The following is an 18,870-nucleotide window of genomic DNA, read 5'->3' on the forward strand; positions in this document are numbered from 1 at the left end:
AGGCTGTTCACGGTGCGCTGCAACGAAATCTCGGACTCCGGAGCGGGAGCCGGGTGCCTGGACGACCGTCGCCTGGCCATCTCCTCCGCGATGGACAAGAAGCCCCGGCTCAGGACGCCGGCCCAGCACCCCGGAAGTTCTGGTCGGCGAAGGCGAGCAGGTACGGCAGGGTCGCCCGCGCCGTGTGCCAGGTGTGGTTGAAGCCGTGTTCGGAGTGGACGACGGCTTCCTGGCCGCGTTCGTGGAAGGCGGCGGCGATGCGGCGGGCGGTGGCGACGTCCGTGGGGGCGCCGGTGCCGACCGCGAGCATCACCGAGACCGGCGCACTGAAGGCCATGGTGGGCAGGTAGCGGCGCGGGGTGTTGGCGGCGATCGCGGCCTGGTTGCCGTTGAGCACCCCGATGGAGTCGTTGAGGTCGTCGTAGGGCAGGGCGATGACCAGGTTCGAGAACTCGTCCACGTGGTGCAGGCCGATGTTGAGCGCGCCGAAGCCGCCGCCGGACATGCCGCCGAGCGCGCGGTGCCGCCGGTCGGCGACGGTGCGGTAGCGGTGGTCGACGGCGGGGACGACGGTCTTCGCCAGGTAGGTCTCGAGCTGGGGGCCGCCGGGCACGTCGAGGCACTCCCAGTCCTTGCTGGGCTGGCCGGCGGTCATGTCCACGCTGACCACGATCATCGGCTCGATCACCTTCGCCGCCTCCAGGCTGCGGAGGGTGTCCGGGGCCGAGCCCGAGGTCAGCCAGTCTCGCGGGCCGCCGTACGGGTAGCCGTGGATGAGGTAGACGACGGGGTAACGGTGGTGCGCGTTGGCCGGGTCGGAGTAGCCGGGCGGGAGGATCACGTAATTGTCGCCCGACGGCACGTTGCGGGCGGGGTCGGCGACGCTGAACACCTGGATCGCCTGGCCGCTGCTCGGCTGCTGGTGCGCGGCGGTGGCCTGGCTGGCAGGGGTGATGGCGTCCGACTCGCCGCCGCCGTCGGTGAGGAGCTGGCCCACCGCGCTGGCGGCACCGGAGCCGCGGGCGAAGAGGCGGCCGAGGTCCTCGGGCGTGCGGACGTAGCCGACGTAGCTGTTGACCGCGGTGACGGCCGCGACGAGGAAAAGCGCCACCGCGCCCGAGATTCCCCAGCGCCGGGCGCGCCGGTTGCGCGACAGCGCGATGGTGACGGCGAGGATGGCGACCGCGGCGCCGGCGGCGGTGAGCCAGATCAGCGGGGATTCCAGCGGTCCCAGGTCACGGGCCTGCGCGGTGACCTCGGGCGGCAGGACCGGGTCGACGGCGGCCTGGGGGATCACCGGCGCACCGCCGGTCGGGTGCAGCACGAGCCGCCGCGGGAAAGCAAACGCAACTGGGAATCCCTGCCATGAGCCGGTGCGGGCAAGGGTCGCCCGCACTTCGAAAGCTCATCTTAGGAACCGGTTGCTGTGGATTTGTTGAGAAAAGGTAAAGAGTGCCTCAAATACCCTGTTCACGGCTGCGATAGATGGTGAGGGCGCTGGGCCTGGCGCGGAAGCGGAACTCCTGGCCGAGCGGGCCGACCTCGCCGTCGGTGGCCACGCGGCGGTTGCCGTCGAGCAGCCGCACGTGCAGTTCGGGCCGGTCGAGCTGCTGGTAGACGTGGCTGGCGTTGAGGCTGTTGGTGACCATCGCGAGCAGGAAGCGGGCCCGCGAGTACGGCAGGTCGGCGCGCAGGTAGCGGACGTCGAGCAGGCCCGTGTCGAGTGCCGGGCGGCGGGACGGGGCGAAGCCCTTCGGCGAGTAGGTGCCGTTGCCGACGAAGATCAGCCAGACCTCGGCGGGCCGGCCGTCGAGCAGGATCCGCAACGGCTTGGCGCGGCGCAGGACCCGGGCGAGCGCGATCGCCGCGGCCGGCCATTTCGGGTGCTTCTCCTGGAGTTTTTCACGCAACCGCACCATTTCCGGGTAACCGCCGAGGCTCGCGGTGTTGACGAACCAGCGGTGCCCCGGCTCCCCGGCTCCGGTCACCTCGACCTCGCCGAGGTCGATGCCGACGGCGTGGCCGGCCTCGGTCGCGGCGTCGGCGTCCGGCATCGAGCGGACCCCGACGTCACGGGCGAAGTGGTTGAGGGTGCCCGCGGGGATCAGGGCCAGCGGCAGGTTCCGCTCGGCGGCGATCGAGGCGACCGCGGCCACCGTCCCGTCACCACCGGCCACGCCCAGCGCGCGGACGCCGCCGATCCGGGCGTCGATCTCGGCGTTGAGCTGGTCGCGCAGATCCTGCGACGGGTCCGGGTAGAGGATCGTCGCCTTCGGCCAGGCGTAGCGGACGTCCTCGGTGGGGTCGTGCCCGTCGACGCCGGAGTGCGGATTGACCAGTGCCAGCATGTCCTCGCCGTCGCGCATCTCGGGCGCTTCGGCGGGGTGCGCGGTGCGGGCGGGCCGGTCGGGCCCCAGCGGCCACCAGTGCCGGGTCAGCGCGGCGACGCCGACGCCGATCGCGATGCCCGCGCCGACGTCGCTGGGCCAGTGGACACCGGTGTGCACGCGGGAGTACGCGACCGCGCCGGCGAGCGGGACGAGGGCGAGGCCGGCGCGCGGCGACTCCATCGCCACCGCCGTGACGAACGCGGCGGCCGAGGCGGCGTGGCCGGAAGGGAACGACGAAGAGGACGGGCGCTGCCGCAGCCGGCGGTGCTCGGGCACCTCGTCCTCGGCCGGGCGGCGGCGCGGGAACAGCGGCTTGCCGATCAGGTTCGCCGCCGCGCTCGCCCCGGCGATCGCGGCCACCCCGCGCAGCGCGCCCCGGCGCGCCGGGCCCTTGCGCGCCGCCAGCACCGCGGCGGCGGCCCACCACAGCCGGGACTGGTTCGCCGCTTTCGACAGCGATCCCAGCACGTGGTCGGCGGGCGTCTCCGGCAGCGCCGCACTGCGCCGCATCAGGGCGCGATCGGTCCGGCCGACCCGCCGGAACGTCCGGCTGAGCTGCGAGAACACGCTGGGGGACCTCCGGTCCGTCGAGCCGGGCGCGCGATCGGCGGGCGCCTGATTCGCGCGCTTTTTCACCGAACGCAACGTACCGACCGCGTGTCGCCGCCCGAACGGCGCACCGTCGGAGGGGGTCCAGCGCCTACTCTGGTGGGATGCAGCGGCGGATCTTTGGCATCGAGACCGAGTTCGGGGTCACGTGCACCTTCCACGGCCAGCGCAGGCTCTCGCCCGACGAGGTGGCGCGCTATCTCTTCCGGCGGGTCGTGTCCTGGGGGCGCTCGTCGAACGTGTTCCTGTCCAACGGCTCCCGGCTCTACCTCGACGTGGGCTCGCACCCGGAATACGCGACGGCGGAGTGCGACGACCTGGTCCAGCTGGTCACCCACGACAAGGCGGGGGAGCGGATCCTGGAGGACCTGCTCGTCGACGCCGAGCGGCGGCTGGCGGACGAGGGCATCGGCGGCGACATCTTCCTGTTCAAGAACAACACCGACTCGGCGGGCAACTCCTACGGCTGCCACGAGAACTACCTGGTGACCCGGGCCGGGGAGTTCTCCCGGATCGCCGACGTGCTGCTGCCGTTCCTGGTCACCCGGCAGCTCATCTGCGGCGCGGGCAAGGTCCTGCAGACCCCGCGCGGCGCGGTGTACTGCCTGTCCCAGCGGGCCGAGCACATCTGGGAAGGCGTGTCGAGCGCGACCACGCGCTCGCGGCCCATCATCAACACCCGCGACGAGCCGCACGCCGACGCCGAGCGCTACCGGCGCCTGCACGTCATCGTCGGCGACTCGAACATGGCCGAGCCCACCACGATGCTCAAGATCGGGTCGGCGAACCTGGTGCTCGAGATGATCGAGGCCGGCGTCCAGTTCCGGGACTTCACCCTGGACAACCCGATCCGCGCGATCCGCGAGATCAGCCACGACCTGACCGGGCGGCGGCAGGTCCGGCTCGCGGGCGGGCGCGAGGCCTCCGCGCTGGACATCCAGCGCGAGTACCACGCCCGCGCCGTGCAGCACCTGAAGGAGAACGGCTCCACCCCGGCGAACGACCGCGTGATCGAGCTGTGGGGCCGCGCGCTGGAAGCGGTCGAGCAGCAGGACTTCAGCAAGATCGACACCGAGATCGACTGGGCCATCAAGCACCGCCTGGTCGAGCGCTACCGTGCCAAGCACGACCTGGACCTGTCCAGCCCGCGGGTGGCGCAGATCGACCTGGCCTACCACGACATCCGCCGCGGCCGGGGCATCTTCGACCTGCTGCAGCGCAAGGCCCTGGTCCGCCGGGTCACCGAAGACGGCGAGATCGAGGTCGCCAAGGACACCCCGCCGCAGACGACCCGCGCGAAGCTGCGCGGCGACTTCATCGCCGCCGCGCAGGCCGCCGGCCGCGACTTCACCGTGGACTGGGTGCACCTGAAGCTCAACGACCAGGCGCAGCGGACCGTGCTGTGCAAGGACCCGTTCCGCTCGGTCGACGAGCGCGTGGAACGGCTGATCAGCTCTCTGTAGCCGGTACCGGATGGGGCCGTCCCGCTGGGGCGGCCCCATCCGCGTTTCCTACGAAAGTCGCCGGCCCGGTGCGGCAGGATCTGGCGCATGCGTCTGCTGCGTGCGGTGCTCGTCCTGATCGGTGCGGTCCTGCCCCTGCTGGCCCCGATGGCGGCCTCGGCCGCGGAACGGCTGCCGTCGTGGCAGCTGGAACCCACCGGGGTGACCGCGCAGTTCCGCGGCCTTTCGGCGGTGAGCGGCCGCGTCGCCTGGGTCAGCGGGACACAGGGGACCGTGCTGCGGACCGTCGACGGCGGGCGCAGCTGGTCGTCGGTCGGCCCGCCCGGGACCGGCACGCTGGAGTTCCGCGACATCGAGGCGTTCGACGCCGAGCACGCCGTGACCCTGTCGATCGGGCCCGGCCAGGATTCCCGCGTCTACCGCACCGACGACGGCGGGCGGCACTGGCGCCAGACGTTCCAGAACCCCGACGCGAAGGCCTTCTACGACTGCCTGGCCTTTTTCGACCCGTGGCGCGGCCTGGCGATGAGCGACCCCGTCGACGGGAAGTTCCGGATGCAGGCCACCTCCGACGGCGGCCGCAGCTGGCACCGGATCCCCGACGCCGCGTTCCCTCCCGCGCTGCCCGGCGAGGCCGGCTTCGCCGCCAGCGGCCAGTGCGTCACCACCTCCGGCCCGGCCGACGCCTGGCTCGCCACCGGCGGCGGCGCGCAGGCCCGGGTCCTGCACTCCGGCGACGGCGGACGGCACTGGAGCGCCGCCGTCACCCCATTGCCCAGCAGCGCGTCGGCCGGGGTGTTCGCGCTCGCGTTCCGCACGCCGTGGCAAGGCGTCGCCATCGGCGGCGACTTCGCCAACCCCACCGCGCCCGGCCCCGCTGTCGCGCTGAGCGGCGACCGCGGCCGCACCTGGCACACCCCGCCGCAGCACCCGGACGGCTACCGCTCCGGGCTGGCCTGGCTCGGCGGCACCGTGCTCGCCGTCGGCCCGGGCGGCAGCGACCTCAGCCCCGACGGCGGACGGCACTGGACGTCGTTCGACACCGGCAGCTTCGACACGGTCGACTGCACCGCGTCCGGCAGCTGCTGGGCCAGCGGCGTCCAGGGCCGCGTCGCCCGGCTCGGCCGCTGACGCCGCCTACCCGCAGAACCCGCGGGGAGCTACTCTCCGACGGGAAGCAGGGTCGGCAGCACCAGGAGGTCCGTCGTGGCGACCAGCACCGCCGAGCAGGACGGCCAAGCCGAAGAAGCCGCGTACAACGCCTATCTGGCCGCCTGCCCGACCCGGAAGCTGCTCGACGAGATCGCCGGCAAATGGGTCAGCCTGATCCTCGTCGCGCTCGGTGACGGCCCGCAGCGCTACAGCGACCTCTCGCGCCGCATCGCCGGCGTCAGCCAGAAGATGCTCACCCAGACCCTGCGCGTCCTCGAACGCGACGGCCTGGTCACCCGCACCGTCACCGCGGGTGTGCCGGTGCGCGTCGACTACTACGCCCTGACCGGCCTCGGCGCCGGCCTCCAGGCACTGATGACCGGCTTCAAGGACTGGGCGGAGACCCACTTCGACGAGGTCGACGCCGCGCGCGCCGGTTACGACGCGCGCACGCCGGACCTCACGATCGGGAACCACGGCGCGGGCTAGGGTTGTCAGGTGTCCACCGCACGCGCCGAACGCCTGGTCAACCTCGTGCTCGCCCTGCTCTCCACCCGGCAGTACCTCACCGCCGAGCGGATCCGCGGGATCGTGCCGGGGTACACCGACGCGGCCAGCGACGAGGCGTTCTTCCGCACCTTCGAGCGGGACAAGACCGAGCTGCGCGAGCTCGGCATCCCGCTGGAGACCGGCCGCAACTCCGCCTTCGACGCCGTCGAGGGCTACCGCATCGCCCGCCGCGACTACGAGCTCGGCGAGATCGACCTGGCCCCCGACGAGGCCGCGGCCGTCGGCCTGGCGGTGCGGCTCTGGGACTCGCCCGAGCTGACCGGGCAGGCACTGGGCGCGCTGGTCAAGCTGCGCGCGGCCGGCGTCGAGGTGGACGACCAGGCCCCCACCGTGATCGAGCCGCGGGTCCGCGCGGAGCCGGCTTTCGGGCCGCTGCTCGCCGCCGTCCAGAACGGCCGCGCCGTCCGCTTCGAGTACCGGCGCGTCGGCTCGCCGGAGCGGATGATGCGCACCCTCGAACCGTGGGGCGTGGTGTCCTGGCGCGCCCGCTGGTACGTCGTCGGGCACGACCGCGACCGCGGCGCCACCCGCTGCTTCCGGCTCTCCCGCGTCACCGGGCAGGTCACCGCCGTCGGCCCGGCCGGCGCGGTCACCCGGCCCGAGGGCGTCAACCTGCTGCAGCTGGTCTCGGTCACGAGCGGCGGCGAAGAGCCCGCGCCCGTGACCACCGCCCGCCTCTGGATCGCCGACGGCCGCGCGGCCGGGGTCCGCCGCCGCGGCCAGGTCGTCGGCCGGGAGACCGTCGGCGGGGAAACCGGCGACCTGGTCGAGATCGGGCTCAACTTCCCCGAGTCCGCCGCCGACTGGATCGCCTCCCAGGGCCCCGACGTGCTGGTGCTGGAGCCCGACGTGCTCGCCAAGGCCGTGCAGCACCGGCTCGAGGACGTCCTCGCCCGCACCGCCGCGGGGAGCGGCCGATGAGCAGCTCCACCGAGCGCATGCCCCGGCTGCTCGCGCTCGTGCCCTACCTGCTGGCCCGGCCCGGGATCCGGGTCGACGACGCCGCGCAGGACTTCGACGTCACGCCCAAGCAGCTGCGCAAGGACCTTGAGCTGCTGTGGATGTGCGGGCTGCCCGGCTACGGCCCCGGCGACCTGATCGACCTGTCCTTCGAAGGCGACACCATCGTCGTCACCCACGACGCCGGCATGAACCGGCCGCTGCGGCTCACCGGCAGCGAGGCCACCGCCCTGCTCGTCGCCCTCCGCGCGCTGGCGGAGACCCCGGGAGTGGTCGACGCCGACGCCGTGCGCCGCTCCATCGCCAAGATCGAGGTCGCCGCCGGCCAGGCCCAGCCCGCCGGCGTGGTCGTCGCCGGCGGGGTCCGCGAGGGCAAGCGCACCGCCGAGACCCGCGAGGCCGTGGCCGCCGCCCTGCAGGCCGGGCGCGCGCTGCGGATCCGCTACTACACCGCGTCCAAGGACCAGGTCACCGAGCGCACCGTGGACCCGATGCGGCTGCTCATCGTGCAGGCCGTCGGCTACCTCGAAGCCTGGTGCCGCCGCGTCGAAGGCGTCCGGCTCTTCCGCCTCGACCGCATCGACGAGCTGACCGTGCTCGACGAGCCCGCCGCGCCGCCCGCGCACGCCCGGCCCACCGACCTGTCCGACGGCCTCTTCGCCCCGCGCCCGGACCAGCAGGAGGCTGAGCTCGTCCTCGGCCCGGACGCGCGCTGGGTCGCCGAGTACTACCCGTGCGAGGAGCTGGCCGAGCTGGCCGGCGGCCGGCTGCGGATCCGGATGCGCTACGCCGACGAGTCCTGGATGGTCCGCCTGGTGCTCAGCCTCGCCGGGGACGCGCTGGTGGAGAGCCCCGCCGCACTCGGCGAAGCGGTCCGCCGGCGCGCAGCTGACGCCGTGGCCCGTGCCCGTCACCTACCGTCAACCTACGACCGTTAAGGTAACGCCGTGCCTTACCTGCCGACCGTCGTGCTCCTCGCGGCGGGTCTTCTTGTCCTGATTGTCCTGCTCGTGCGGACGCTCAGGGTCTTGCGCGGTTTCCGCCGCACCATGAGCATGGTGGCTACGAATACCCAGGACCGGACCGGACTGCTCCGTGCCCGCTCCGCCGCACTTCGCGTGGCTGTGGTGCAGCGCCGCGAGGCACCGGAAAACCAGTAACATCTCCCTGAGACGGAAAGAAGGAGGCCACCGACCATGAACGCGCTGCAGCCGTGGCACATCATCATCCTGGTGCTTCTCGTGGTTCTGCTGTTCGGTGCCAAGAGGCTTCCGGACACGGCCCGCGCCATCGGCAAGTCCATGAAGATCTTCAAGGCCGAGACCAAGGACTTCTCGGGCGAGAAGAGCGCCGAAGACGCCGAGCCGGCCGAGACCAGGCAGATCCCGCCGGTCGCCGCCACCAGCACCACCAGCGGCGTCACCAGCCAGGACGACAAGGTCGCCGACCTGCAGCGCCAGCTCGAAGAGCTGAAGAAGCAGCAGGCCGCCGACCAGCCGCAGAAGAACGCCAGCTGACCCAGCCGGCCCCACCCGGTCCCCCCTGCCGCGCAGCGCGCTGACCACCCGGCGCGCTCGCGCGGCCGACGATGAGAACGGAACGACCAGTGGCGGAAGCCGTCAACGGCAACGGCAGCCGGAGCAACCGTCGGCGCCGCAGCCGACGGGTCAACCCCGACGGCACGATGACGCTCATCGAGCACATCTACGAGTTCCGCCGCCGGCTCGGGTTCGCCCTGCTGTTCATCGTCATCGGCGGCATCTTCGGCTGGATCTGGTTCGAGCAGCACCTCGGCCCGATCCCGTCGCTGGGCAACATCATGACCCAGCCGTACTGCGCCATCCCGGCTTCGCAGCGCTTCGGCAGTGACCAGGGCGGCTGCAAGCTGCTCCAGACGGTCCCGTTCGAGATCTTCATGGTCCGCCTGAAGGTCGGCATCGCCGCGGGCACCGTGCTGCTCTCGCCGTTCTGGCTGTACCAGTTCTGGGCGTTCATCGCCCCGGGCCTGTACTCCAAGGAGCGCAAGTACGCGCTGACCTTCGTCGGGTTCGCCTCGGTCCTGTTCGCCGCCGGCGCCGTGCTCGCCTACTACCTCGTGCCGCACGCGCTGGCCCTGCTCGCCGGCTTCGGCCAGGAGCAGTTCGTCACCGCGCTCACCGCGGACAAGTACATCTCGTTCATCCTGTCGCTGCTGGTGATCTTCGGCGTCAGCTTCGAACTGCCACTGCTCGTGGTGATGCTCAACCGCGTCGGCGTGGTGAAGTACCAGCAGCTGAAGAAGTGGCGCCGCGGTCTGGTGTTCGCGCTGTTCGTCTTCGCCGCCTTCGCCACCCCCGGCTCGGACCCGTTCTCGATGCTCGGCCTCGCCGCCGCGCTGACCGTCCTGTTCGAGATCTCCATCCAGATCGCGCGGTTCCACGACCGCAAGCGCGACAAGGTCCGCAAGGACGAGGGCTGGGACCAGCTGGCCGACGACGAGGCCGCGCCGTTCGACTACACCCCGAGCACCGCCGACGACGAACCCGTCGCCCGCGGTGGCGGCAACCGCACCGACGACATCACGTAACGCTCGCATGGGCCTGCACGCGGCACTGGCCGTGCACCCCGCTTCCGGACACGGCGCCGCCGCCCGCATCGCGGACACCGTCGCCGCCCGGCTGCGCCCCTGCGTGGACCGCCTCGACGTGCTGGTGGCCAACACCGTCGAGGAGTCCCGCGCCCTGATGCGCACCTCCCACGACGCGGGCCTCGACGTGCTGATCGTCCTCGGCGGCGACGGCGCGGCCCACCAGGGCGTGCAGTTCTGCGCCGACCACGACGTCGCCCTCGGCCTCGTCCCCTCCGGCACCGGCAACGACTTCGCCCGCGCGCTCGGCAGCCCGCCGGACGCGCCGTCCGCCGTCACCGCCCTCGTCACCGCGCTGGAGAACGGCGCCCGCCGCCGCATCGACCTCGGCCGCACCGGCGACACCTGGTTCGCCACCGTGCTCTGCTCCGGCTTCGACGCCAGCGTCAACGCCCGCGCCAACCGGCTCCGCTGGCCGTCCGGCCCCCACCGCTACGACGTCGCGATCCTCGCCGAGCTGGCCGCGTTCCGACCCAGCCCGCTCACCCTGACCGCCGACGGCACCACCCTCGACCTCGACGCCACCCTCGTCGCGATCGGCAACACCCCGTTCTACGGCGGCGGCGTCCCCATCTGCCCGGCCGCCACCCCCGACGACGGCCTCTTCGACGTCACCGTCATCGGCGCCGCCACCCGCCTCCAGCTGCTGCGCCTGCTGCCCGGCCTGCGCTCCGGCGGCCACGTCACGCACCCCGCCGTCCGCACCCTGCGCGCCCGCGAGCTGACGCTCACCGGCCCCGGCTGGCCCGCCTACGCCGACGGCGAATCCCAGGGCACCGCGCCGTTCACCGTCACCTGCGTGCCGGACGCGCTGACCGTCGTCGCCTGACCACAGCACTGAAAAGCGGCGCTGATCGTCACGCGGCGTGCGGACTGTCGGTGCCGTGTGGAACCCTGGCGGAGTGGCCAGTAGCCCTTCTCAGTCCCCGGCCGAGGCCTATGCGGTCTCGCGGCGCCGCGGGAAGTACCCCCGGCTGACCCAGTTCGCCGGCGAGGTGTCCTTCGAGTTCGACGATTTCCAGGTCCGCGGGTGCGAGGCGCTGGAGAACGGCCACGGCGTGCTGGTCTGCGCGCCCACCGGCGCCGGCAAGACCGTGGTCGGCGAGTTCGCCGTGCACCTGGCGCTGGCCGAGGGCCGCAAATGCTTCTACACCACGCCCATCAAGGCGCTGTCGAACCAGAAGTACGCCGACCTCGTCGCCCGGTACGGCGCCGACGCGGTCGGCCTGCTCACCGGCGACACCTCCATCAACGGCAACGCCCAGGTGGTCGTCATGACCACCGAGGTGCTGCGCAACATGCTCTACGCCGGCAGCTCGGCCATCCCCGAACTCGGCTACGTCGTGATGGACGAGGTGCACTACCTCGCCGACCGGTTCCGCGGCGCGGTCTGGGAAGAGGTGATCCTGCACCTGCCCGAGCACGTGCGCGTGGTCGGCCTGTCCGCCACGGTCAGCAACGCCGAGGAGTTCGGCGAATGGCTGGTCGAGGTCCGCGGCGACACCACCGTCGTCGTCGACGAGCACCGGCCCGTGCCGCTGTGGCAGCACATGCAGGTCGGCAACCAGCTGCTCGACCTGTTCGCCGGCCAGGACGAGGCCGACCCCGGCGGCGAGCTGCGGATCAACCCCAGCCTCCTGCGCCGCACCGAGGAAATGGGCCGGTTCGCCGGCCCCAGCGGCTTCCGCGGCCCTCGCGGCGGCGGGCGGCGCGGCGCGCCCCAGCGCGGGCCCCGGTTCCGCCCGCCCTCCCGCGTGGACGTCGTCGAACGGCTCGACCACGCCGGCCTGCTGCCCGCGATCGTGTTCATCTTCTCCCGCGCCGGCTGCGACGCCGCCGTCACCCAGTGCGTCCGCTCCGGCCTGCGGCTCAACGGCCCCGAGCAGGTCGACGAGGTCCGCCGCATCGTCGAGGAGCGCACCAAGGACCTGCCCGAGGGCGACCTCGGCGTGCTCGGCTACTGGGAATGGCGCGACGCGCTGGAGCGCGGCATCGCCGGGCACCACGCCGGGCTGCTGCCGGCGTTCAAGGAGACCGTGGAAGACCTGTTCGTCCGCGGCCTGGTGAAGGTCGTGTTCGCCACCGAAACCCTCGCGCTCGGCATCAACATGCCCGCCCGCACCGTCGTGCTGGAGCGGCTGGTCAAGTACAACGGCGAGGCGCACGTCGACCTCACGCCCGGCGAGTACACCCAGCTCACCGGCCGCGCCGGGCGCCGCGGCATCGACATCGAGGGCCACGCCGTCGTGTCCTGGCAGCCCGGCGTCGACCCCAAGCAGGTCGCCGGCCTCGCCTCCACCCGCACGTACCCGCTGCGGTCCTCGTTCCGGCCCGGCTACAACATGGCCGTGAACCTCGTCGCCCAGGTCGGCGCCGACGCCGCCCGCGACCTGCTGGAACAGTCGTTCGCCCAGTTCCAGGCCGACCGCTCGGTGGTCGGCACCGCGCGGCGCATCGAGCGCAACAAGGAAGCCCTCAAGGGCTACGCGAAGGCCGTCACCGGCGACTTCGCGCAGACGCTGGAGTACGTCGAGCTGCGCGCGAAGATCTCCGACCGCGAGAAGGTGCTGGCCCGGCAGAACACCGCGTCCCGGCGCGCGGGCACGGCGGAATCGCTGGAGAAGCTGCGCAAGGGCGACGTGATCGCGGTCCCGGCCGGCCGCCGCGCCGGGCTCGCCGTGGTCGTCGACCCCGGGCTCGACCCGATTCGCGAGCCGCGCCCCGTGGTCGTCACCGAAGACCGCTGGTCCGGACCATTGTCGGTGGCCGACTTCCCGGCGCCGGTCGAGCCGCTCGGGCACATCCGGCTGCCCAAGCACATCGAGCTGCGCTCACCGCGGACCCGCCGCGACATCGCTTCGTCGCTGCGCAACGCCGGGATCGCGCTGCCCGGCCGCCAGCGCCGCCGCGGTGGCGCGGACGACGACGCCGAGCTGGCCAGCCTGCGCCGCGCCCTGCGCTCGCACCCCTGCCACGGACTGGCCGAGCGCGAGGCGAACCTGCGCTGGGCCGAGCGCTACCAGCGGCTCACCGAAGAGACCACCCAGCTGGAGCGCAAGGTCGCCGCGACCACCCACTCGCTCGCCAGGGCGTTCGACCGGATCCTCGCGCTGCTCGGCGAGCGCGGCTACCTCGGGCCGGCGACGGCGGGCGACGGCGAGGACCGCGTCACCGAGCACGGCCAGCGGCTCACCCGGCTCTACAGCGAGTCCGACCTGCTGGCCGCCGAGTGCATCCGCCACGACGTGTGGGCCGGCCTCGGCGCGGCCGAGTTGGCCGCCGTCGTCTCCACGCTGGTGTTCGAAGCCCGCCGCGACACCGCGGGTGAGCCGCGCCTGCCCAGCGGCGGTGTGCCCGCCGCCTGGCAGGAGACCACCCGGCTGTGGGTCGAGCTGACCGAGGACGAGCGCCGCCACCGCCTCGACCGCACCCGTGAGCCCGACGCCGGGTTCGCCTGGCCGGTCTACCGGTGGGCCCGCGGCGAGTCGCTGGAGAAGGTGCTCACCGCCGCGGAGACCAACGGCCAGGAGCTGTCCGCGGGCGACTTCGTCCGCTGGTGCCGCCAGGTGATCGACCTGCTCGACCAGATCCGTGACGTGCTGGGCAAGGCCGACCCGGTCGGCGCGACCGCGGCCGAGGCCGTCCGCGCGCTGCGCCGGGGAGTCGTCGCGGCCGGGGCGGCGTGAGCGTGGGCAGGGTGACCAGGCGAGCGTGAATTCCCCGTTACCCGGGAGCGTTCGGGGGCAGCTGTGGCGCACCTGGCGGACAGGGTGTGCGTGGGCGCGTGTGCTCGGCCCCGACCTGTGGTTGGATCGCGCTCGAGACCAGGCGAAGCGAGGCGGAGGCGAACGATGAGCACGCCGTATGGCGGCAACGACCCGCAGCAGCAGCCCCCTTACGGGCAGCAGCCGGGCGGCGCGTACCCGCCGAGCGGGCCGCAGGAGCAGCCCTACAACCCGCAGCAGTACGGGCAGCAGCCACCCCAGCAGCCCTACGATCCGTCGCAGCCCACCCAGTGGGTCCAGCCCCCGTCACCGCAGCAGCCGCAGTACGGCCAGCAGCCCGGCGGCTACACCCCGCCGCAGCAGACCCAGTGGGGCCAGCAGCCGCCGCCGCAGCAGTACGGCCAGCCCTACGACCCGAACCAGCCGCAGTACGGGCAGCAGCAGCCCGGCGGCGCGTATCCGCAGAGCGGGCCGCAGGAGCAGCCCCTGTACGGCCAGCCGCCGAGCCAGCAGCAGTACGGGCAGCAACCGCAGCAGCAGGGCCAGTACGACTACGGCCAGCCCGCGCCCGGTGCGGGGGAGAAGGAGCCGGGCGGCTCGAAGAAGGGCCTGTTCATCGGCATCGGCGCGCTGGTGGTCGTGGTCGCGGTGGTCGCGATCCTCGGCTTCGTCGCCCCCGGGTTCTTCCGCACCGAGGTCTTCAACAACACCCAGATGCAGACCGACGTGGCGAAGCTGCTCACCGACACGTACAAGATCACCGGCGTCACCGGCGTCACCTGCCCGGCCGAGCAGAAGGTGGTCGACGGCGCGAAGTTCGAGTGCACCGCCACCATCAGCGGCAAGCCGCAACAGGTCCCGATCACGGTCAAGGGCACCGACGGCAACTACGAGGTCTCGCCGCCCAGCTCGCAGTGACCGCGGCACAGTACGCAACGGACGGCTTGGCCGGGACGCGGAGCGCGGTGGGGTGCGGTACTTTCTGCTGACCTTGACCAAGGGCCTTCGGGGCGGAGGATCGTGGGCATGCGCGCGGTGCGGGTGCTGGGTTTGTGCGTGATCGGGCTGCTGGCCGCCGCGGGCTGCGCTTCCGGCCCGCAGCCGGGGCAGCCCGAGTGGACGACGACTTTCGGCCGCTCTTCCGCCGTCGCCTCGTCCCCGCCGCCGGTCCGGGTGTTCGACGCCAAGGCCATGAGCGCCGGCGTCACGAAGGTCCTCTCCGAAAACTACGGGCTGCACGACCTCGGCGAGGTCACCTGCCCCGACCGGCAGGCCGTGACCGACGGCAACCGGTTCCAGTGCACAGTGGACGTCGCGGGGGAGCGGAAAGGCGTGCCCATCACCGTGACCGGCACCGGCGGCCAGTACCGGGTGGACGCGCCCCGGTAAATCGCGTGGCCCCGGACCGGCCGGCTTGGTTTGATCAGGGCATGACGGACTTCGCGGTACGCCCTATCACCGAGGACGAGCGCCGGCCCACCTTCACGCTCCTGATGCAGGCCCTGCACTCGCGCGTGCCGAGTGACGAATCCTGGCGCGAGTACGCCGGCTCCTGGGCCGCGGAGCGGAAGTTCGGCGCGTTCGCCGGAACCAGCCCGATCGGGATCACCGGCTCGTTCGACACCGAGGCGGTCGTGCCGGGCGGCGCGCGCCTGAGCACCGGCGCGGTCGACGGCGTCGGGGTCCGCGCGGACTGGACCCGCCGCGGTGTCGTCAGCGCGCTGATGCGCACCCAGCTCGAGGACTTCGCCGCCCGCGGCGTCACCCTCGCCGCGCTTTACGCCAGCGAGGCGGTGATCTACGGCCGGTTCGGCTACGGCGCCGCCACGTTCAGCCGGTCGATCCGGGTCGAGCACCCGGCCCGGATCCGGGACAGCGCCCCGCGCACCGGCACCGTCCGGCTGCTCGACGAAAACGAGGCGGTGGTGCAGATCCCCACGCTGTACCAGCGGATCATCGCCCGCGCCCCCCGGCCTGGCCTGCTCGCTCGCCCCGCCTACTGGTGGCCGGGCGAGCACAACCGCCAGGTCCGGTACGGCGGCGGGTACCGCGTGGCCGTCCACACCGGACTGAACGGCGAGGACGACGGGTTCGCCGTCTTCCGCAGCGTGGACCGGGCCAGCACCGACGACCCGGGGCGCCGCGCGCTGCTGGACGTGCGCGACCTCAACGGCGCGGACCCCGCGGCGATCGCCGGGCTGTGGCGCTTCCTGCTGTCGGTCGACCTGGTGGGCACGGTCGTCGCCCGTGACCGTCCGGTGGACGACCCCGTCGGCGTCCTGCTCACCGACCCGCGCCGCGCCCACACCACCGAGCTGGGGGACCAGCTCTGGCTGCGGCTGGTCGACGTGCCCGCGGCACTGACCGCCCGCACCTACGGCGCCGCCGCCCCGGTGGTGCTCGGCCTCACCGACCCGCAGCTGCCCGCCAACACCGGCCACTACACGGTCGGCCCCGACGGCGCCCACCGCACCGACGCGCCGGCGGACCTCCAGCTCGACCCCGAAGCCCTCGCGATGCTCTACCTCGGCGAGTGGCGCGCGACGACCCTGCTGCAAGCCGGCCGCCTCACCGCGACCGACCCATCCGCCGCCGCCCGCGCCGACACCCTGTTCACCACCGAGCGCAGGCCATGGTGCGGCACGCACTTCTAGCCACCGGCGTCTGTCCACTCTGGACAATCCACGCTTCGCCGTCGCCGGGGATCAGTCCTTCGGCAACGCCGCGAGCAGCCGGTCCACCGACCGGCCCAGGTTCCACCGTTCGGCCAGTTCCGCGACCCGCTCGGGGTCGGCCGGGGTCGTCGGCACCGCGTCCGGGCCGGACACCTCGACCGGCGCGTCCACGGCGACGCGCACCACGGTGGGGGCGACCGCGAGGTAGTCGGCGGCGTCGGAAAGCCGCAGGCGCGTCTTGAGCGGCACCCGCGCGTCGCCCGAGGACGACGCGGCGATCAGCTCCTCCAGCGAGCCGAACTGCGTGATCAGCTTCGCCGCCGTCTTCTCGCCGATGCCGGCGACCCCGGGCAGGCCGTCGGACGGGTCACCGCGCAGGGCGGACATGTCGGCGTACGCCGGGCCCGCGTGCTCGACCGGCACGCCGTAGCGTTCGGCGATCTCCTTGCGGCCCAGCACTTCCGCCTTCGCCCAGCCCTTGCCGACGTACACCACCGCGGTGGGCGTCGGCTCCTCGCGCACCAGCTGGAACAGGTCGCGGTCGCCGGTGATGACCTCCACCGCGGCGTCCCGCTCGCGGGTGGCGAGCGCGCCGATGACGTCGTCGGCCTCGTAGCCCGCGGCCTCGGCGGTGGCGAAGCCGAACGCGGCCAGCACGTCGAGGATCACCGGCACCTGCGGGGTGAGCGTGTCCGGCACCTCTTCGACGTCCGCTTCGCTCTCGCCGTGGCCCGGCACCGCGACCCGGTGGGCCTTGTAACTGGGCAGCAGGTCGGTGCGGAACTTCGGCCGCCAGTCCGCGTCCAGGCACGCCACCAGCCGCGACGGGCGGCGGTCGGTGAGGATGCGTGCGATCGTGTCGGTGAAGCCGCGCACCGCGTTCACCGGGGTCCCGTCGGGCGCGGTCATCGAATCGGGCAGCGCGTAGAACGAGCGGAAGTACAGGCTGGCCGAGTCGAGCAGGGCGAGTGGTCCGGTCACCCGCACAGCGTGCCATGCCGGGCGCCGGACCGTCGGTGCCGCGCCGGTTGCCCCGGGCCCGGCCGGGGTAACCGGGCGGGGACGAGCCAGGAGGGGAGCACGATGTCCACACCGGACGAACAAGGGCAGGCGACGAGCGGGGGACGGCCGTGAAGGTCTTGGTGACCGGGGCGTCCGGCTTCGTCGGGAGCCGGCTCGCGCCCGTGCTCGCCGAGGCCGGGCACGAGGTCCGCGCGATGACACGGCGGCCCGCGGAGTACACCGGGGCCGGCACCGCCGTCCGCGGCGACGTGGCCGAGCCGCGCTCACTGCGCACCGCGATGGAAGGCGCCGACGCCGCGTACTACCTCATCCATTCCCTCGACGCCGCCGACTTCGAACGCCGCGACGCCGCCCACGCCCGCGCGTTCGCCCTGGCCGCCAAGGAGGCGAAGGTGGGCCGCATCGTCTACCTCGGCGGGCTCGGCGACGACACCGACGACCTGTCCGCCCACCTGCGCAGCCGGCGCCTGGTGGAGCACCTGCTCGGCTCCACCGGCGTGCCCGTCACGGCGCTGCGGGCCGGCATCGTCGTCGGCCACGGCGGCATCTCCTGGGAGATCACCCGCCAGCTGGTCGAGCACCTGCCGGCCATGGTCACCCCGCGCTGGGCCGCGACCCGCACCCAGCCGATCGCGATCGCCGACGTCATCCGCTACCTCGCCGGGGTCCTCGAACCCGCCGAGGCCGAGGGGCGCACGTTCGACATCGGCGGCACCGAGCGGCTCGCCTACGTGGACATGCTGCGCCGCCTGGCCGAGCTGGAGGGCCGCAGCCCGCTGATCGTGCCGGTGCCGCTGCTGACGCCGCGGCTGTCTTCGTACTGGCTGGCGCTGGTCACCGACGTCGACGTCACCACCGGCCGCACCCTGATCGACTCGATGGCGAACGAGGTCGTGGTGCGCGACGACGGCATCCGGAAGGTCGTCCCGTTCGAGCCGATGGACTACGACGCCGCCGCGCTGGCCGCGCTGGGGGAGCGCGCCCGCGAACGGCGGGCGGCTTGACGGCGTCACGCGGCCGGCCCACCTCCTTCACGACCGGCGGCCGAGGGCGGCGCGGCCTCCTGACGGCCTTCACGGCCGCGGGCACCGGACTGCTCGGCCTCTCGCTGGCCACCCGGCCCGGCTCCGGCCGCTTCTACGTCCTCACCAACGCCGTCGCCGCCACCTGGATCGCGGGCGGGCTCGCCGCCGGGCCGCCCCCGCGCGGCCGGTCCCGTCACCCGGTCGCCACCCCGGTGCTGATCGGCGCCGGCGCGTTCGGCGTGTTCTACGCCACGGCGCTGGTCGCCCGCCGCATCCCGGTGCTCTCCCGCGCGCTCACCGGCGTGCTCGCCTACGCCCACCGCGGCTCCGGCCCGGCGGTGCTCGCGACCACCCTCGCCACGGGCGCGGCCGAGGAGGTCTTCTTCCGCGGCGTCGTGCAGGAGCCCGGCACGGCGGTCGCGGCCTCGACCGCGGTGTACGCGCTGTCCACGGTCGCGACCCGCAACCCGGCGCTGGTGCTCGCCTCGCTCGTGATGGGCACGGTGTTCGGGCTCCAGCGGCGCGCGACCGGCGGCGTCCAGGCCCCGCTGCTGACCCACCTCGTGTGGTCCGCGCTGATGCTGCGCTACCTCCCGCCGCTGTTCGAAACTCCGGCCCAGCCCGGGTGACGGACCACCGTCCGCACCGGTAC

At 73.2% G+C, this 18,870-nt stretch carries 18 protein-coding genes; 15 read left to right on the top strand and 3 right to left on the bottom strand.

Features of this window, described 5'->3' with window-relative positions; genetic code table 11:
• Positions 1-109 precede the first annotated feature (109 nt).
• Both BMY97_RS05620 and BMY97_RS05625 read right to left on the bottom strand, forming a co-directional pair.
• The gene (locus BMY97_RS05620) at positions 110-1,297 is read right to left on the bottom strand and encodes an alpha/beta hydrolase (protein ID WP_425425234.1); all 1,188 of its coding nucleotides are present in this window, start codon (positions 1,295-1,297) and stop codon (positions 110-112) included.
• A gap of 160 nt (positions 1,298-1,457) precedes the next feature.
• Positions 1,458-2,957, bottom strand: a complete 1,500-nt coding sequence (locus BMY97_RS05625; RefSeq protein ID WP_091613497.1) for a bifunctional phosphatase PAP2/diacylglycerol kinase family protein — start codon at positions 2,955-2,957, stop codon at positions 1,458-1,460.
• 146 nt (positions 2,958-3,103) lie between these two features.
• On the opposite strand from BMY97_RS05625, the gene pafA reads away from it, so the two are divergent.
• The 13 genes from pafA (at position 3,104) to BMY97_RS05690 (ending at position 16,149) form a co-directional block, all read left to right on the top strand.
• On the top strand, positions 3,104-4,462 hold the full coding sequence (gene pafA / locus BMY97_RS05630; RefSeq protein WP_091613500.1) for a Pup--protein ligase: 1,359 nt from the start codon (positions 3,104-3,106) through the stop codon (positions 4,460-4,462).
• An 87-nt stretch (positions 4,463-4,549) separates the two neighbouring features.
• Positions 4,550-5,593 (top strand): WD40/YVTN/BNR-like repeat-containing protein, encoded by a 1,044-nt coding sequence (locus tag BMY97_RS05635; protein ID WP_177231198.1) that lies wholly within the window; start codon positions 4,550-4,552, stop codon positions 5,591-5,593.
• Between the two features lie 75 nt (positions 5,594-5,668).
• Positions 5,669-6,103 (top strand): winged helix-turn-helix transcriptional regulator, encoded by a 435-nt coding sequence (locus BMY97_RS05640; protein WP_091613503.1) that lies wholly within the window; start codon positions 5,669-5,671, stop codon positions 6,101-6,103.
• Between the two features lie 9 nt (positions 6,104-6,112).
• Positions 6,113-7,105, top strand: a complete 993-nt coding sequence (locus BMY97_RS05645; protein WP_091613505.1) for a helix-turn-helix transcriptional regulator — start codon at positions 6,113-6,115, stop codon at positions 7,103-7,105.
• On the top strand, positions 7,102-8,082 hold the full coding sequence (locus BMY97_RS05650) for a helix-turn-helix transcriptional regulator (protein ID WP_091613508.1): 981 nt from the start codon (positions 7,102-7,104) through the stop codon (positions 8,080-8,082). The genes BMY97_RS05645 and BMY97_RS05650 overlap by 4 nt, the downstream gene beginning before the upstream one ends.
• A gap of 9 nt (positions 8,083-8,091) precedes the next feature.
• Positions 8,092-8,304: a bacteriophage holin gene (locus BMY97_RS05655; protein WP_091613511.1), complete on the top strand. Its 213-nt coding sequence runs from the start codon at positions 8,092-8,094 to the stop codon at positions 8,302-8,304.
• 36 nt (positions 8,305-8,340) lie between these two features.
• Positions 8,341-8,661: a Sec-independent protein translocase subunit TatA gene (gene tatA, locus BMY97_RS05660; RefSeq protein WP_091613514.1), complete on the top strand. Its 321-nt coding sequence runs from the start codon at positions 8,341-8,343 to the stop codon at positions 8,659-8,661.
• Positions 8,662-8,750: 89 nt separating this feature from the next.
• Positions 8,751-9,710: a twin-arginine translocase subunit TatC gene (gene tatC, locus BMY97_RS05665; RefSeq protein ID WP_091613516.1), complete on the top strand. Its 960-nt coding sequence runs from the start codon at positions 8,751-8,753 to the stop codon at positions 9,708-9,710.
• A gap of 7 nt (positions 9,711-9,717) precedes the next feature.
• Positions 9,718-10,599 (top strand): diacylglycerol/lipid kinase family protein, encoded by an 882-nt coding sequence (locus tag BMY97_RS05670; RefSeq protein ID WP_091613519.1) that lies wholly within the window; start codon positions 9,718-9,720, stop codon positions 10,597-10,599.
• Positions 10,600-10,672: 73 nt separating this feature from the next.
• A complete protein-coding gene (locus BMY97_RS05675) occupies positions 10,673-13,456 on the top strand; it encodes a DEAD/DEAH box helicase (protein ID WP_091613522.1) in 2,784 nt (927 codons plus the stop codon).
• Positions 13,457-13,621: 165 nt separating this feature from the next.
• Positions 13,622-14,413, top strand: coding sequence for a DUF4333 domain-containing protein (locus BMY97_RS05680; protein ID WP_091613524.1), 792 nt, complete (start codon positions 13,622-13,624; stop codon positions 14,411-14,413).
• Positions 14,414-14,521: 108 nt separating this feature from the next.
• Entirely contained in the window at positions 14,522-14,884 is a 363-nt protein-coding gene (locus tag BMY97_RS05685; protein ID WP_091613527.1) for a DUF4333 domain-containing protein, read from the top strand.
• A gap of 41 nt (positions 14,885-14,925) precedes the next feature.
• The gene (locus BMY97_RS05690; protein ID WP_091613530.1) at positions 14,926-16,149 is read left to right on the top strand and encodes a GNAT family N-acetyltransferase; all 1,224 of its coding nucleotides are present in this window, start codon (positions 14,926-14,928) and stop codon (positions 16,147-16,149) included.
• 51 nt (positions 16,150-16,200) lie between these two features.
• Here BMY97_RS05690 and BMY97_RS05695 read toward each other — a convergent pair whose 3' ends face one another.
• Complete coding sequence (locus tag BMY97_RS05695; RefSeq protein WP_091614564.1) at positions 16,201-17,151, bottom strand: 5'-3' exonuclease; 951 nt, start codon at positions 17,149-17,151, stop codon at positions 16,201-16,203.
• A gap of 149 nt (positions 17,152-17,300) precedes the next feature.
• Between BMY97_RS05695 and BMY97_RS05700 the strand changes: the two genes are divergently transcribed.
• Positions 17,301-18,197: an NAD(P)H-binding protein gene (locus tag BMY97_RS05700; RefSeq protein WP_091613533.1), complete on the top strand. Its 897-nt coding sequence runs from the start codon at positions 17,301-17,303 to the stop codon at positions 18,195-18,197.
• Positions 18,194-18,847, top strand: coding sequence for a CPBP family intramembrane glutamic endopeptidase (locus BMY97_RS05705; protein ID WP_245787170.1), 654 nt, complete (start codon positions 18,194-18,196; stop codon positions 18,845-18,847). Before BMY97_RS05700 ends, BMY97_RS05705 begins: the two co-directional genes overlap by 4 nt.
• The last annotated feature ends 23 nt before the right edge of the window (positions 18,848-18,870 follow it).

This window comes from Amycolatopsis saalfeldensis (assembly GCF_900110575.1).
Classification (GTDB): domain Bacteria; phylum Actinomycetota; class Actinomycetes; order Mycobacteriales; family Pseudonocardiaceae; genus Amycolatopsis; species Amycolatopsis saalfeldensis.